The following is a 14,533-nucleotide window of genomic DNA, read 5'->3' as shown; positions in this document are numbered from 1 at the left end:
GCATTAGGATGGATAATGCCAGCCATGATCCGAAATCTCGACATGGCGCTGATCCGCACCTTCATCACCGTCGCCGACAAGGCCAGCATGACGGCGGCGGCCAATGCGCTGCACCTGACGCAAGGTGCTGTCAGCCAGCAGGTCAAGCGGCTGGAGGAGGCGCTCGGCTCCAGCCTCTTCGAGCGCGACCGGCGCGGCTTGCGGCTGACGCGCGCCGGTGAACAGCTGTTCGGCAGGGGCAAGCGGTTGCTGGCCTTGAATGACGAGATCTGGGCGGAGATGGCTGGGACACCGGTGGCCGGCCAGGTGCGGCTCGGCGTGCCCTACGACCTTGTCGGCACCTTGCTGGCGCCGGTGCTGAAGACCTATGCCGAGACCTATCCGCAGGTCGAGATATCGCTGGTCTGCGCCTCGTCGCCGGAATTGGCTGCTGCCCTTGCGGCCGGGACCATCGACCTTGCGGTGATCGAGGAACGCGTCGGCCCGTCGGCGGGCGAGTGCCTTGCCATCGACCGGCTGGTCTGGGTCGGCGCCAAGGGCGGCGTTGCCCGCGCCAAGCGGCCGCTGCCGGTGTCGATCGTCGCCGACACCTGCGCCTTCCGCCCGGCGGTGCTGGCGGCGCTCGGTGAGCATGGGCTGGAGTGGCGCACCGTGTTCGAAAACGGCAACATCGACGCGACGACGGCGACGGTGCGCTCCGACCTCGCCGTCACCGCCTGGCTAGCCTCCACGGTTCCGGCGGATCTCGACATATTGCCACCGGAGTCCGGCCTGCCGCCACTGCCGAATTTTGCCATCAACCTGCATCTGCCGAGGCATGGGGTAGGGCCGGCGGCGCAGGAATTCGCACGCCATATCCGCGATGGGCTGGCACGACGGCCGGTGGCGGCTTGAGAGACTTCTCAGAACTTGGGTTCCTCTACCCCGTCGATCGGGGGAGAGGAAAGGGTGCAAAGGCCGTCCTGCTACTTCCAGTTCTTGCGCCGTTCGAGCTCGGCGTCGGACGGCTCCCCTGTGACAAACGACCCAACCTTGATCTCGCCTGATCGTTCGTAGGTCGCCATGATGACGCCGGTGCTGGTTGCCTGCGACTTGATGAGCTTGAAGGCGGCCGGCATCGCGCTGTCGCCGAACAGCCGCTTGCCCTTGCCCAGCAATAGCGGGAAGATCATCAGCCGAATTTCGTCGATCAGCCCGTTGGCGAGCAAGGTCTGGATCAGATCGCCAGATCCCTGGATGAGCAGGTCCGGCCCATCCTCCTGCTTGAGGCGGCGCAACGTCGCGATGATATCGGGTCCGAGCGCTTGCGTGTTCTGCCAGGTGAGGGTGTCAGGCCGATGCGTCGCCACATATTTGGTCGCGGGGTTGAAGGCATCGGCGATCGGATCCTTCTGATACGGCCAGTAGGCGGCGAAGATGTCGTAGGTTCTGCGGCCGAGCAGCAGGGCGAAAGGCTTGGAGAACAGTTCATCCATCGCCGCGGCCCCCGCCTCGTCAAAGTAATGGAAGGTCCAGCCGCCGAACTTGAAGCCGCCGGCCGGATCCTCTTCCGGGCCGCCGGGTGCCTGCATGACGCCGTCAAGGCTGACGAATGTCGCAGAGATGATCTTTCTCATTCCAATGCTCCCGTTCTTCGATCCACGCCGTCGTGGCCGGACTTCATCCCAAGGACGGGCGACGAGCCACCGGTCCGACAGGACATATGAAATTTTGGCAAACCGCCGTCATTTGCGAGGTCCGGCTTCGAGATTTTCCGACGAGAACCAGACATCGCCCGATATGGCGGTGGCGGTGTCGTCCGGCGCCTTGTCCTGGACCAGCCAGATCGAGCGGCTGCGCGCGGCCTGCTCGCGCGTCGGGATCCTCGACGCTGAGTCTGCGAGCGAGGCGCCGACGCAGGGAATGAACCACGATCGCATGAACGGATCGCAGGCGAAGCCTTTTTGCGTGCGGATCACCATCACCGCCAGTGGGACGCGCTCGGCCGGGCGCCAGGGGAAGATCATGCGGCCGCCAGGCCGCAGCGCCTTCAGCCACCCTGCTGGTGGCGCTGCGACCCCGGCATTGACATAGATGATGTCGGATGGCGGCAGGGGCGTCGTCACCGCATCGCCATGGACGACCGTTGCATTGCCATATGCTTCGAGATTTTTGCGCGCCAGATCGGCCAGTTTTTCGTCGAGTTCGAAGCCGGTGACGGTGCCGCCTGGTAAAACCAGCCTGGCCAGCACGGCGGTGTAGTAGCCGGTGCCGGCGCCGATATGAGTGACGGCCTCACCAGGTTTAGGCGCAAGCTTTCCGATCCACACGGCATGCAGGAAGGGCTCGCCATTGTTGATGCCCTTGTCGTCGTCGAGCGTCACCAGCACGTTCTGGTAGACATGGGCCGGGTCGGCGCTCGGCGTCGTGACCTTGCCGTTGCCGGCGATGACCGTCCACGGCCCGGGACCGAGAAACGCTTCGCGCGGCACCTCGGCGAAAGCCGCTTCCAGGCGTGGGTCGGGCGAGCCGGCATTGGCGGCAAGCAGCCGCGCGTAGAATTTCCTGATGTCTTCGATCCGGGCCATGCTGCGGGACAACATAGCGCGGATTGCCGATTTGTCGCGAAACTACCCTTTGCGCACGGTAGTCGATGTCCCGGCGAGGCGGAGCTTAGCCGATCCCGAACAGGGTGTCGTAGAGCAGCTTGAAGTTGAGCCCCAGGATGACTGCGGCGACCACCCAGGCAAGGGCGGCGACGCCGCGCGGAATGGCGAGATTGCCCATCTTCTTCTTGTCAGAGACGAACTGCACCAGCGGGACGACCGCGAAGGGCAACTGCATCGACAGGATCACCTGGCTGAACACCAGCAGCTGGCCGGTGCCCTTTTCGCCGTAGAGCGCAGTGACGATCACCACCGGGATGATGGCGAGGCCGCGCGTCAGAAGCCGGCGGGCCCAGTTGGGAATGCGCAGGCGCAGGAAGCCTTCCATGACGATCTGGCCGGCGAGCGTTGCGGTCACCGTCGAGTTCAGGCCGGAAGCCAGTAGAGCGACAGCGAACAGGATCGAGGCGATGCCGAGGCCGAGCAGCGGCGACAGCAGCTCGAAGGCCTGGCCGATCTCTGCGACATCCTGATGGCCCGTGTTATGGAAGGCGACCGCAGACACGATCAGGATCGAGGCGTTTACGAACAGCGCCAGCATCAGGGCGATGGTCGAGTCCGTCGTTGCCCATTTGATGGCGTCGCGCTTGCCCTTGTCGGTGCGTTCATAGGCGCGGGTCTGCACGATCGAAGAGTGCAGATAGAGATTGTGCGGCATGACGGTGGCGCCGATGATGCCGATGGCGATGTAGAGCATCGCCGGATTGGTGACGATTTCCGACGACGGCACGAACATTGCATGCAGGATCGAGCCGGCCGGCGGGGCGGCGACGAAGATCTGGATGGCGAAGCAGCTGAAGATGATGATCAAAAGCGCGATGACGAAGGCTTCGAGATAGCGGAAGCCCTTGTTCATCAGCAGCAGCACGAGGAAGGCATCGAGCGCCGTCAGCATGGCGCCGCCGATCAGCGGAATGCCGAACAGAAGTTGCAGCGCGATCGCCGTGCCGATGACTTCGGCCAGATCGCAGGCGACGATGGCTAGTTCGCAGGCGATCCACAGCACGAAATTGACTGGACGGGGATAGTAGGCGCGGCAGGCCTGGGCGAGGTCGCGGCCGGTGGCGATGCCGAGCCGTGCCGCCAGCGCCTGCAAAAGGATCGCCATCAGGTTGGACAGCATGATGATGAACAGCAGCGTGTAGCCGAACTGCGCGCCGCCGGCGAGATCCGTCGCCCAGTTGCCCGGGTCCATATAGCCGACCGAGACCATGTACCCGGGACCCATGAAGGCGAACAGGCGACGGAACCAGATGCCCGAGTTCGGCACGGCGATGGAGGAATTGACTTCGCGCAGGCTGGGCTGCTCGTCCTCGTCGGGCTTGGCGAACCGCCATGAGGAACGGGAGGCTGTGGCTTCGGCTTCAGACATGGAGGAGGGCTTTCCGCGAGACTGGACGACGTTGCCTTAAGCTATGCCATGGCTCAACATTATGCAATATGCTATATTTCATTGTCGGTGCTTTTTATTCGGCTGGCGGTCATCGGGTGAAACGGCAATCGGAAGCCCCCGGTTGCACCTGTTGCGGAATGCAAATAAACGGCCTGAAGAATCAGAGCCCGTGCTATGAAAGTGTGGACGGGTGATAGCCTTGGGAGGAGCGCGTATTTGGCGCCGAAGAACAGACCAGTCCCGCGTGAGCCGCTGCTCGACGCCGAAATTCATTCGGAGGGATTCCGGCAGCAGCGCGAAGCGCGCCGCAGCGCGCTGGTCGAGGATTATGTCGAGCTGATCGCCGACCTGATCGAGGACGGCAACGAGGCGCGCCAGGTCGACATCGCCGCACGCCTTGGCGTTGCCCAGCCGACGGTGGCCAAGATGCTGACCAGGCTGTGCGCCGACGGGCTGGTGTCGCGAAAGCCCTATCGCGGCGTTTTCCTGACCGATGCCGGCCGCAAGGTCGCCGAGGAGAGCCGCATCCGCCACCAGACGGTGGAAGCCTTTTTGCGCTCGCTCGGTGTCAGCGCCGAGACGGCGCGCATCGACGCGGAGGGCATCGAGCACCATGTCAGCGCTGAGACGCTGGAAGCCTTCCGCAAGGCCATGACAGCAGTGCGCTGAGCTTCCGCCTGGATTTCCCCAGCCACCGGAACCCTCGCACGCTAAGCACGTTGGGTCTGACATCCGCGCAAGGCGAGCGGCAAGGGAGGAAGCGATGGGCGTTGAACAGGCACCGACCGCCAAGGGCAAGCAGGCGGCCAAGGGACTGAAGCAGGCGGCGGCGAGGGACGAGCGCAAGACCGAGGCCGAAACCGGCCATCCGCTGAAAAAGGGCGCGGCGCGTTTCGAGGAACGTTCGAAAAGTTCCGACGGCAAGAGCGCCGGCGCCAAGCAGAAAGATTAGACGTTTGTCAGGCTGACGTCAGCGGTTCTGAGCGAAAGCCGTCTGCCGGGGCATGTGGCGGCGCTTTCAGCAAACCGTTCTTTCACTCACGGACATCCTGAACCCAGCTGCGCGGGTGGCCATCGACGCGGAACTGGAAGATGAAATAGGGCGGGATGCAGGTGCCCTTGCCGGCTTTCGCTTCCGCGAGATCGTCGTAGCCTGCGGTGCAGATATAGTCCTCGCGGCAGGGATGGGCCTTGTCGCAGGCGCGCAGGCCGGCGGTCTTGGTGAACTCCTTCGTGCAGAATTTGTGGTCCTTGCCCGACGCGATGCAGTCGTTGAAGCCGGTCTTGGCCAGACGCCCGCACGTCGCCTCGTCGGGAAGTTTTTCGCAGCTTGCCTTGCGCAGCATGCCGCCGGGAAAGCCGCCGGTCTTCTGCTGAGGATTGTCGTAGCGCTGGCGCGCGGCGCTATAGCCGGCGAGCTTGACCACGGGTTTCTTGTCCCTTGCCGGGTCGATGGCGCAAGCCTTGTCGGTGGCGGGAGACAGGCGGCAATACTGGTCGCTACCCCAGCTCGACATCTTGATTTCGCCGAACTCGACGGGATCACCGACGGCCGTGCCGGCCTCGCTGACGCAGGTGCCGAAGCCCGGATGGATGGCGCTTTCATGGACGCCGGCGCAGCGCAGGCCGGTGCCGCAGCTCCAGTCCTTGAAGCTTGGATCCTCGCCGCGATAGCAGATCGAGCCCCAGCCATTGTAGAGGTCGGTGCCTTTCAGCGCCTCGGCATATCTGGCGTCCGGACGGGCGGCGAAGCCTCTGGCGAAATCCGGATGGCTGCCGGCGGCGAATTGCTCGACGATGGCACGGCGGCGCGGCAGGTCGGCGAAGAAGACGGCAGAGCCCGGCACGAAGACGGCATTGCGGCGCGGCTCGCTGGCCGGATCGGCGCCGGTGTAATGAAAGCCGGCAATGCCATGCGTCTGATGGCAGCCGGTGCAGCTCATCTCGTTGAGCCGCAAGTCGAAGCCGGCCACCGACTTGATGGTCGAGAGTGTGTTGCCTTTGGCGACATAGTCCTTTAGCGCCTTGTCGATGTCGGCGTCGTCGACCAGCCCGTAGGCAATGTTGTTCTGCGACCGGCTGAGGCCGCCGGGTGCGACGGAGACGGCGCTCCTGGCCAAGAATTTTTCGTCGATGACCAGCCGGCCATGATCCAGATCGTAGATGTTGCGGTCGGTGAGCAGCCATTTGGCGAAGGACGGCTTGTCGGCCAGCACGGTGGCGCGGTCGATCTGGTTTTCCATCTTCGCTTCATAGAAGCTGGACGCCGCCGGATCCCATTTGAATATCTTCAGGAGGTATTCGGCATGGCCGCCGAAATCGCGCCGCGTCGAGGCCGACAGCCTGAGCACCTGCATGTTGAGTTCGAGCCGCATGATCTGCGACGAATTCAGCATGGTGCCTGACAGCGGCCCTTCGTCGGAGCGCAGCCAGGCGGCAAGCTGGTCGGGTGACAGGTCTTTTTTGCCGGCTGCCAGCCAGCGCTGGGCAACATCGGCGCAGGACACGTCGGTGGCAGCAGGCAAATCCTTCGAGCCGCGCGCCTGCGCCTGCCTGGGTTTGGCGTTGAACACCAGGCTCATGGTCAGCGGCAGCCGCGAGGAAATGCGCTGGCCCGCCTTTCCCTTGGCCGGCTTTTCCGCCACCGAATAGTGGAAGCGGTAGATCAGCCGGATCTCGCCGCATTCGGTGTGGCCGAGATAGCCGCGGTCCATGCGGTTGACGACGCCGGTCAGATCCAGCGTCGAGCCATCGTCGTCGATGTATTTCGGGTTGAATTTCTGGCTGGTGTCCTTCGACTTCGCCATGGCAGCGACATAGGGGTCCGGACTGGTCTTCGGTTCGTCGGCGATCTGCTGCTTGACTGTGTCGCGCACCGTGGCCAAAGCCGGCACTGCAAACAGGCCGCGATTGTCGACCTCGCGGGTGAGGCCGAGTGCGGGTCCGAGCAGGCGGCTGATCGACAGTCCGCCGCGCTCGAGCGCCTGCAGGGTGGCGGGGTCGGTGACGGCAACGCTGGAATCGAGCGTGGCGGCACGGGCGGACCCGATGCCGAAACAAGTCAATGCCGTCAGCAACAGCAGGAATTGGCCGATCGTCCGCAAGCGCCCCTCGCTTCCCAGAGAAACGGACATTAACGGTCTTCGATAGTCTCGGCCATGGGGACGATTGCAACGCCGAGCCGCTCGCCGCAACGAACTTGGCCGCAAGGCGACCCGTGTGGCCAAAAAGGCCATCGAAAAATGCTGTGACTTGGCGCAACCATTGGGATAATTGTTTGTTGCCCCGGAACAGCGGGGAAGTTGCTGCACGAGGAGTTGCCATGCTCTGGAAGGGCCGTCGTCAGAGTGACAATATCGAGGACGACCGCAGCGACAGCGGCGGTGGCGGACTCGGCGGCGGCGGTGGCCAGTTCCGCATTCCGATCGGTGGCCGCACCGGTGGCGGCGGCAGCATCTTCCTCGTCATCCTGGTGGTGCTGGCCGGATGGTATTTCGGCTTCGATCCTTCGACGATCCTTGGTGGCGGCGACGGCGGCCTGCTGCCGGGCGGTGGCGGCCAGATCACCGACAACAGCGGCCAGGACAACGGTGCCTCACCGGCCAATGACGAGATGAAGCAGTTCGTGGCCACAGTGCTGGCCGAGACCGAGGACACCTGGACCGGCATCTTCAAGTCGCAAGGGTTGACCTATGAGGATCCCAAGCTGGTGCTGTTTTCCGGCCAGGTCCGTTCGGCCTGCGGCTTTGCCTCCGCGGCGGCCGGACCGTTCTATTGTCCCGGCGACCACAAGGTCTATCTCGATATGACCTTCTTCCAGCAGCTCGATCAGCAGTTCGGCGCTTCGGGCGAATTCGCGCGGGCCTATGTGATCGCGCATGAGGTTGGCCACCATGTGCAGAACCTGACCGGCATCATGTCCAAGTTCAACCAGATGCGGCAAAGCATGGGTGAGGTCGAGGCCAACCAGATGTCGGTGCGCATCGAACTCCAGGCCGACTGCTTCGCTGGTGTGTGGGCGCACTACACCGCGCAGAAGGGCATATTGGAGCAGGGCGACATGGAGAGCGCGCTGAACGCCGCCAAGCAGATCGGCGACGACACGCTGCAGAAGAAGACGCAAGGCTATGTCGTGCCGGAAAGCTTCAACCACGGCACCTCGCAGCAGCGGCAGACCTGGCTGGCGCGTGGTTACAAGAGCGGCAAGCTGTCGGAGTGCAACACGCTGAGCGGGCCGATCTGACAGACCGTTTTCGAGCTTCACCTGCCGGCGATGCTGCCGTCAGGGGATGTCAGGATGAATAGATTCGGCCTGTTCCTGCATTGTTCCTTGCCGCGAGCTCGCCTATAAGGTGCGTCCGCTTGCGCCCAGGGCGAGCAGAGGAGCTTGATCCTGCATGATCGACCCCAAAACCGCCAGACGGGGCCTTGCGCTCGTCTTCACCACGCTGTTGCTCGACATTATCGGCTTCGGCATGATCATGCCGGTGCTGCCGGCCTATCTCCGGGAATTGACCGGGGTCAGCATCAGCGGCGCGGCGATCGAAGGCGGCTGGCTGTTCTTCGTCTATGCGGCGATGCAGTTCGTCTTCGCGCCGATCATGGGCGGCTTGAGCGACCGGTTCGGGCGGCGGCCGATCCTGCTCGCATCGGTGCTGACCTTCTCCATCGACAATCTGATCTGCGCGGTCGCCTGGTCCTACCCGATGCTGTTCATCGGGCGTGTGCTGGCCGGCATTTCAGGCGCCAGCTATTCGACGACTTCAGCCTTCATCGCCGATATTTCGAACGATGAGAACCGGGCAAGGAATTTCGGCCTGCTCGGTATCGCGTTTGGCGTCGGCTTCGTCATCGGGCCGGTTCTGGGCGGGCTGCTCGGTACGTTCGGGCCGCGCGTGCCGTTCTATTTCGCCGCCGGGCTCGCCTTCGTGAATTTCCTCATTGCGTTGTTTTTTCTCCCGGAAACGCTCGATGACAAGCATCGCCGCCGCTTCGAGTGGAAACGCGCCAATCCGGTCGGCACGCTGCTCCAGATGCGCCAATATCAAGGCATCGGCTGGATCGGGCTTGTCTTCTTCCTGATGACGCTCGGGCACATGATGTATCCGGCGGTGTGGTCGTTCGTCTCCAGCTATCGCTATGGCTGGAGCGAGCAGCAGATCGGCTTCTCGCTCGGCGCCTTCGGCCTGTGCGGTGCGATCGTCATGGCGACGGTGCTGCCGCGCGTGATCCCGAGGCTTGGCGAGTGGAAGACGGCGGTCATCGGCCTGACATTCACGGCAGCCAGCGCCTTCGGCTACGCCTTCGCGTCGCAAGGCTGGATGATCTATGCGGTGATCGTCGTCGGCTGCCTGGAAGCGCTGGCCGATCCGCCGCTGAGGAGCCTCGCCGCCGCCAAGGTGCCGCCTTCGGCGCAAGGCGAATTGCAGGGGGCGATGACCTCGATCTTCTCGATCACCTCGATCATCACGCCGCTGCTCTATACGGCGATCTTTTCCTGGTTCACCGGGCCAAGCGCGCCGGTGATCTTCGGCGGCGCGCCCTATCTGCTCGGCGCGTGCTTCCTGACACTGGCAGTCATTGTCTTCGTCACCAAAGTGGCAAGGCCCGTGGCGCGCACAAACGTCGCCACCGGCGTTGCCGAAGATGGAGCACAGGTATGAGCCATGACAGCCGAAATGGCGCTCACCTGGGAGGGCCATCCCAGAAGCCAGCGAGGGCCGGTCGGTGGCTTGGACATTCCGATGCGTTCGCTGTGAAGCGCCAATCGTACCTGACGCTTGCGCCGCCCCTCATTGCCCTGCCGGGCATTTCTCCCCGTATAGTGACCTATCGGATTCACACATTTCGTAGTCCGAGGTTGGCGCCGTACTTTATGGCCCAGAATTCGGTGAGGCCGATGCGCATGACCTTGGGACCGGGCTTGCCGTAGTAGCCGGTCCAGCCTCCAAGGCGGGCGATAACCCAGGCTGCGAAAGCCAGGGATCCTTTAGGATGCGGATTGCGCTGGCGCTCGGTCTTGCCTTCGAGTTTGGCGCAGACAGCTTCGAGGATGGGGCGGTCGTCGGGATCGAAAGCATCGCTGAGGCGCTGATCGGTGTTACCGTCGCGGGCCTGCACGAGTTGCTTGATGGTGACGGCGGCGATCGTGGCAGCGGCGACGAAGTTGATCATGGCGTGCGGATCGCCGATGTCGGCGGCCTCGATATCGAAGCCTGCCGTCTTGAGGGTGCGGAAGAACTCCTCGATGATCCAGCGCGACCGGTAGAGGTCGACGACACGGCGCGCTTCGACCCCGGTGGCGACACTGTGGGTGGTCAGCAGCCGCCAATGCACCGGTTCGCTGTCATCTTCGGGTTTCGACACCTCGCGAACATCAACCAGTGTCAAAGCGACCGTCTCGGGCAACGCCGGATCGGCTCCGTTGCGCGGCCGCCGCACTGTCACCGGCGCGAAGCGCACCGCGAGTTCGGTGTCTCGCGCTCGTCGTCCGGGCGCGGCGGGAATGGTCACGGCAAAGCGACTTTGCTCGGGTTGAGCGTCGATGAAGGCGAACAGCAAGCCTGGCTCTTCTTGCGACGCCTCGATCCGCCGGTTCTGACAGGCTCGCACGATCAGCTCGACATTATGCGGACGCTGCGCGAAGAGTTCATAAAAGTCGCTCTCGCGGTCCGACACCATGGTGATGCTGGCCGCTCCATCCAGAACCTCGCCGGCCTGCCTGGTTGCGTCGATCCAGCGCTGCGACTCCTTGAGTGCTGTCACCCGCTTGCGCTGCGGCGCCAATTCTTCTCCGCTGCGGTTCCATATCTGCATCGAGACCAGGCCCAGCAGCGCGCCTGTGCCGGCCTCCACCGCCAGCACCGGGTGCAGCAGCAGGCCTGCCACGTTGCCCTTGCCGACCGGGCCATAGCTGGCTCGCGCCCGCCGGCTGCCCAGCACCAATTCCGAGGTGTCTTGCACGGCAACGACATGGCGACCCGCCACGCGCTGTCCGGTCCGGTTGCCGGCATGCCGCGACATCTCTGCCGCACTCACCGAGCGATTGTGAAGAAGACGCCTGAATTGCATTTCGCCCGCCCGCCCGCCGCCAAGACGGCGAATGCACGATCCAGGCCGCGCAACCAGCGCGCCGTGCAACAGCGCCCCCCTTTTTCCAGGCGCCGATCGCCAAATCGCCCCAGTCCGTATTCCATCCCGGCCATCGATACCTCCATCGAGCTTCAAGCCGACACAGAATCGACCTTCAGCGCAAAGCGCAACCGAGATGTGTGAATGCGATAGGTATAGTGACGGGGAGAAAGATGCTGTTGTCCGATGGTTTCACCAATTATCTACGTTGCGAGAAGAACGCCGAGAGTGCGGCCAGCTTCCTTCTCCCCGTCACTATACGGGGAGAAGATGCCGGCAGGCAGATGAGGGGCGGCGCAAGCGGATCGCGCTAAGCCCGTTCAGCCAGCAAGTCCTCGCCGCGCTTTTCGCGGATCAAATTGACGAAGCGGCGGAACAGGTAGTGCGAATCCTGCGGGCCGGGCGAGGCCTCGGGGTGATGCTGGACCGAGAACACCGGCCGGCCGGTCAGCGTGATGCCGCAGTTCGAACCATCGAACAGCGAGACGTGGGTTTCCTCGACGCCCGATGGCAGCGAGTCGGCATCGACGGCAAAGCCGTGGTTCATCGAGACGATCTCGACCTTGCCGGTGGTGTGGTCCTTGACCGGATGGTTGGCGCCGTGATGGCCCTGGTGCATCTTGGCGGTCTTGCCGCCCAACGCCAGTGCCAGCATCTGGTGGCCGAGGCAGATGCCGAACACCGGGATATCGGTCTTCAACAGATCCCGGATGACCGGCACGGCATAGTCACCGGTGGCTTCCGGGTCGCCGGGGCCATTGGAGAGAAAAATGCCGTCCGGCTGCATGGCAAGGATTTCTTCAGCACCGGTCTTGGCCGGCACCACCGTGACCTTGGCGCCGAGGCCGGCGAGCAGGCGCAAGATGTTGCGTTTGACGCCATAATCGATGGCGACGACGTGCATTGTCGGTTCGGTCTGTTCGCCAAAGCCTTCGTTCCACACCCAGGGCGTCTCGCGCCAGACCGAGGACTGGCCCGAGGTGACATCCTTGGCGAGGTCGAGCCCGATCAGGCCCGACCATGCGGTGGCGCGCCGCTTCAGATCGTCGAGATCGAACACGCCGTCGGGCGCGTGTGCGATGACGGCGTTGGGCATGCCCTTTTCGCGGATCAGCGCGGTCAGCGCGCGGGTGTCGATGCCCGACAGGGCGACGATGCCGCGCTTCTTCAGCCACTGGTCGAGACCGGTGCCGGCGCGGTAGTTGGACGGGTTGGTGACATCGGCCTTGAACACGGCGCCGACGGCACCGGCGCGGGCGGCGGGATTGAGGTCCTCGATGTCCTCGTCATTAGTGCCGATGTTGCCGATATGCGGGAAGGTGAAGGTGACGATCTGGCCGGCATAGGAGGGGTCTGTGAGGATTTCCTGGTAGCCGGTCAGCGCCGTGTTGAAGCAGACTTCGGCGACGGCGGAGCCGGTGGCGCCGAGACCGCGACCTTCGATGACGGTGCCGTCGGCCAGAACCAGAAGGGCAGTCGGCTTTTCAGTGGTCCAGGCGGGCGTCGAGGCGGCGGTCATCTCGGCCATGGCGGCACTCCTATCGGGCTGCGCGCTTCCATAGGCCCGGCGGGCCATCTGCGCGGCAAACGGCGCGAAGCGGCGATTTCGCGGCTCCACGCAGTCAAATTTCCGTTCATGCAAGGCCCAGTACATAGGGGAAGGGGGCAGAGCGGTCAATGATCATGCGAAATGCCGCCATGTTTTATTTCGCCTAGCAAAATCAGTGGCTTGCCCCGGCATATCCGGGTTTGCCTTGGCTCGCCCCCGGCGCTATTGTCCGCGCCGATCGAAGGAGAATGCACCATGCGCGGCAAAATCGCCGAATCCCTGAAGAGCGCGATGAAGGCGCAGGACAAGCATCGGCTGCCGACATTGCGGCTGATCCAGGCGGCCATTCACGACCGCGACATCGCCAATCGCGGTTCGGGCAAGGAGCCGGCCAGCGATGAGGAGATCCTGCAGATCCTGGTCAAGATGGTGAAGCAGCGCGAGGAATCGGCCAAAGCCTTCGACGACGGCAAACGGCCGGAACTCGCCGCGCAGGAGCGCGGCGAGATGGAGATCATCCGCACCTTCCTGCCGACGCAGTTGGACGATGCGGCGGTGACGGCTGCGGCGCGCGAGGCGATCGCCGCGACCGGTGCGGCCAGCCAGAAGGACATGGGCAAGGTGATTGCCGCACTGAAGCAGAAATATGCCGGCCAGATGGATTTCGGCAAGGCGAGCGGCATCGTCAAGGGTCTGCTGCAGTAGGGTGCTGCTCATCTCGTCGCTTGGGTGCCGACCGGGCGGCTCTTCCGGGAACCCAGATCCGTCCGGAATCGAAGTCCAGGAATTGGAACTCGGATACCGCCGAGATGTTTATCCGTCATGCAACTGGAGAGATGTCATGACTGAGAACGAAACCCGCTACGAAACCGGCGCGACGAAATATCCGGCAAAGACCGATGCCGACGCTTCCGATGAATTCTCCCAGGATGCGGCCGCCAACAAGAAGCCCGCCGGCGGCATCGGGCTCACCCGCCGGATGGGCGAAGTGGAAGACCGAACCCGCCAGTCGGACGGACAAAACCCGCCAAGGCAAGGCACGCCGAGCGCCGCAACCGAAAAGACGTCCGGGGCCGGCCCCGCTATCGCGGAGCGTTCAAAGGACGCCAAGGCTCCGAAGAGCAGCTAATGAAGGCTAGGACCGGGAGCACTCCTGCGGCGCCTGGAGATCGGCGGACAGTGGTTCGCCTAGTTAGCATTTGCCGATCCCTTCGACGACGATGCGGATGAGGTGCCTGATCTCGTCCTCGCTGAATGACCCGGCCGAGAGCGCCGAAAGCATCGCCTGGCCGTATATTCCAAGTAGGACCAGCGCCATGAAGTTAGCGTCGTCATCCCGGCGGATAACGTCTTGCCGTTGGCCGAGTACGAGAAGATCCCGCACCAGCCCTTGGAAGGAGGGGCGATCAGGCGGCGGTTGCAGGGACGGGCGCACGGCGGGGGCAAGGGCCAGCCTGGCAAGCGAAGGATTTGCCAGGCACCAGTCGGCGCTATCGAGCAAGACGGTCTCAAGCAGAGTGAACACGTCTTCGTTTGCCGCCATGCGGATGCGGTAGGCTGCGTCGCCCGCCTCCACGCGGGCGATGAGCCGCAGCGCGATCTCTTCTTTCGAACTGAACAGATTATAGACCGTCTTGCGGGTCAAGCCGGCGCGCGTTGCGATCTTCTCGACGGAGGTATTGGCAAACCCCAGCTCCCGAAACGCCAGGTCGGCGGCATCGAGGATGAGGGTTCGTGACCGTTCGGTTCGCTTCAGGGTTGTCATTTTTACACCTTAGTGTAAATTTGCACATGTGTAAACTTTCTGGCATGCCC

At 63.6% G+C, this 14,533-nt stretch carries 14 protein-coding genes; 7 read left to right on the top strand and 7 right to left on the bottom strand.

All coding sequences use genetic code 11. The features are described from left to right. Window positions 1–24: 24 nt before the first annotated feature. The gene (locus NKH52_RS11170; protein WP_023809697.1) at window positions 25–894 is read left to right on the top strand and encodes a LysR family transcriptional regulator; all 870 of its coding nucleotides are present in this window, start codon (window positions 25–27) and stop codon (window positions 892–894) included. Window positions 895–965: 71 nt separating this feature from the next. On the opposite strand, the gene NKH52_RS11165 is transcribed toward NKH52_RS11170, so the two are convergent. The 3 genes from NKH52_RS11165 to NKH52_RS11155 all read right to left on the bottom strand — a co-directional run bounded on the left by NKH52_RS11165 (window position 966) and on the right by NKH52_RS11155 (window position 4,017). Then, on the bottom strand, window positions 966–1,616 hold the full coding sequence (locus NKH52_RS11165; RefSeq protein ID WP_352723232.1) for a dihydrofolate reductase family protein: 651 nt from the start codon (window positions 1,614–1,616) through the stop codon (window positions 966–968). Between the two features lie 108 nt (window positions 1,617–1,724). Further along, complete coding sequence (locus NKH52_RS11160; protein WP_352729863.1) at window positions 1,725–2,567, bottom strand: protein-L-isoaspartate O-methyltransferase family protein; 843 nt, start codon at window positions 2,565–2,567, stop codon at window positions 1,725–1,727. A gap of 85 nt (window positions 2,568–2,652) precedes the next feature. Beyond that, a complete protein-coding gene (locus tag NKH52_RS11155; protein WP_352729862.1) occupies window positions 2,653–4,017 on the bottom strand; it encodes an Nramp family divalent metal transporter in 1,365 nt (454 codons plus the stop codon). A 237-nt stretch (window positions 4,018–4,254) separates the two neighbouring features. Here NKH52_RS11155 and mntR point away from each other — a divergent pair, with 237 nt between their 5' ends. After that, window positions 4,255–4,707, top strand: a complete 453-nt coding sequence (mntR, locus tag NKH52_RS11150; protein WP_352440441.1) for a manganese-binding transcriptional regulator MntR — start codon at window positions 4,255–4,257, stop codon at window positions 4,705–4,707. Between the two features lie 94 nt (window positions 4,708–4,801). Then, complete coding sequence (locus NKH52_RS11145; RefSeq protein ID WP_056595353.1) at window positions 4,802–4,990, top strand: hypothetical protein; 189 nt, start codon at window positions 4,802–4,804, stop codon at window positions 4,988–4,990. 82 nt (window positions 4,991–5,072) lie between these two features. Here the strand turns inward: NKH52_RS11145 and NKH52_RS11140 are convergent, their stop codons facing one another. Beyond that, window positions 5,073–7,172: a hypothetical protein gene (locus tag NKH52_RS11140; protein ID WP_352729859.1), complete on the bottom strand. Its 2,100-nt coding sequence runs from the start codon at window positions 7,170–7,172 to the stop codon at window positions 5,073–5,075. Between the two features lie 188 nt (window positions 7,173–7,360). Here NKH52_RS11140 and ypfJ point away from each other — a divergent pair, with 188 nt between their 5' ends. After that, the gene (gene ypfJ, locus NKH52_RS11135) at window positions 7,361–8,281 is read left to right on the top strand and encodes a KPN_02809 family neutral zinc metallopeptidase (RefSeq protein ID WP_127297504.1); all 921 of its coding nucleotides are present in this window, start codon (window positions 7,361–7,363) and stop codon (window positions 8,279–8,281) included. A 154-nt stretch (window positions 8,282–8,435) separates the two neighbouring features. After that, the gene (locus tag NKH52_RS11130) at window positions 8,436–9,701 is read left to right on the top strand and encodes a TCR/Tet family MFS transporter (protein WP_352729857.1); all 1,266 of its coding nucleotides are present in this window, start codon (window positions 8,436–8,438) and stop codon (window positions 9,699–9,701) included. A gap of 175 nt (window positions 9,702–9,876) precedes the next feature. Here the strand turns inward: NKH52_RS11130 and NKH52_RS11125 are convergent, their stop codons facing one another. Then, window positions 9,877–11,109: an IS4 family transposase gene (locus tag NKH52_RS11125; RefSeq protein WP_127298036.1), complete on the bottom strand. Its 1,233-nt coding sequence runs from the start codon at window positions 11,107–11,109 to the stop codon at window positions 9,877–9,879. 370 nt (window positions 11,110–11,479) lie between these two features. Continuing rightward, window positions 11,480–12,697, bottom strand: coding sequence for a glutamine-hydrolyzing carbamoyl-phosphate synthase small subunit (carA, locus tag NKH52_RS11120; RefSeq protein ID WP_352729855.1), 1,218 nt, complete (start codon window positions 12,695–12,697; stop codon window positions 11,480–11,482). A 276-nt stretch (window positions 12,698–12,973) separates the two neighbouring features. On the opposite strand from carA, the gene NKH52_RS11115 reads away from it, so the two are divergent. Then, window positions 12,974–13,423 carry a GatB/YqeY domain-containing protein gene (locus tag NKH52_RS11115; protein WP_352729853.1) on the top strand — a complete coding sequence of 150 codons (450 nt, stop codon included), beginning with the start codon at window positions 12,974–12,976 and terminating at the stop codon, window positions 13,421–13,423. A gap of 136 nt (window positions 13,424–13,559) precedes the next feature. Then, complete coding sequence (locus tag NKH52_RS11110; RefSeq protein WP_352729851.1) at window positions 13,560–13,847, top strand: hypothetical protein; 288 nt, start codon at window positions 13,560–13,562, stop codon at window positions 13,845–13,847. Window positions 13,848–13,910: 63 nt separating this feature from the next. On the opposite strand, the gene NKH52_RS11105 is transcribed toward NKH52_RS11110, so the two are convergent. Further along, window positions 13,911–14,483: a TetR/AcrR family transcriptional regulator gene (locus NKH52_RS11105; RefSeq protein ID WP_352729849.1), complete on the bottom strand. Its 573-nt coding sequence runs from the start codon at window positions 14,481–14,483 to the stop codon at window positions 13,911–13,913. Window positions 14,484–14,533 lie beyond the last annotated feature (50 nt).

The sequence above is a fragment of the Mesorhizobium sp. M1066 genome, from assembly GCF_040318635.1.
Taxonomy (GTDB): Bacteria; Pseudomonadota; Alphaproteobacteria; order Rhizobiales; family Rhizobiaceae; genus Mesorhizobium.
Note: the sequence above shows the minus strand (reverse complement) of the source record. Positions and strands in the feature narration are given on the sequence as shown.

Bases quoted from the DNA above. Each gene is read 5' to 3' on its own strand.
- NKH52_RS11165 (WP_352723232.1), bottom strand. From the start codon at position 1,616: ATGAGAAAGATCATCTCTGCGACATTCGTCAGCCTTGACGGCGTCATG.
- NKH52_RS11125 (WP_127298036.1), bottom strand. From the start codon at position 11,109: ATGCAATTCAGGCGTCTTCTTCACAATCGCTCGGTGAGTGCGGCAGAG.
- NKH52_RS11160 (WP_352729863.1), bottom strand. From the start codon at position 2,567: ATGGCCCGGATCGAAGACATCAGGAAATTCTACGCGCGGCTGCTTGCC.
- NKH52_RS11130 (WP_352729857.1), top strand. From the start codon at position 8,436: ATGATCGACCCCAAAACCGCCAGACGGGGCCTTGCGCTCGTCTTCACC.
- NKH52_RS11115 (WP_352729853.1), top strand. From the start codon at position 12,974: ATGCGCGGCAAAATCGCCGAATCCCTGAAGAGCGCGATGAAGGCGCAG.
- ypfJ (WP_127297504.1), top strand. From the start codon at position 7,361: ATGCTCTGGAAGGGCCGTCGTCAGAGTGACAATATCGAGGACGACCGC.
- NKH52_RS11170 (WP_023809697.1), top strand. From the start codon at position 25: ATGATCCGAAATCTCGACATGGCGCTGATCCGCACCTTCATCACCGTC.
- NKH52_RS11155 (WP_352729862.1), bottom strand. From the start codon at position 4,017: ATGTCTGAAGCCGAAGCCACAGCCTCCCGTTCCTCATGGCGGTTCGCC.
- NKH52_RS11145 (WP_056595353.1), top strand. From the start codon at position 4,802: ATGGGCGTTGAACAGGCACCGACCGCCAAGGGCAAGCAGGCGGCCAAG.
- NKH52_RS11140 (WP_352729859.1), bottom strand. From the start codon at position 7,172: ATGTCCGTTTCTCTGGGAAGCGAGGGGCGCTTGCGGACGATCGGCCAA.
- NKH52_RS11105 (WP_352729849.1), bottom strand. From the start codon at position 14,483: ATGACAACCCTGAAGCGAACCGAACGGTCACGAACCCTCATCCTCGAT.
- NKH52_RS11110 (WP_352729851.1), top strand. From the start codon at position 13,560: ATGACTGAGAACGAAACCCGCTACGAAACCGGCGCGACGAAATATCCG.
- carA (WP_352729855.1), bottom strand. From the start codon at position 12,697: ATGGCCGAGATGACCGCCGCCTCGACGCCCGCCTGGACCACTGAAAAG.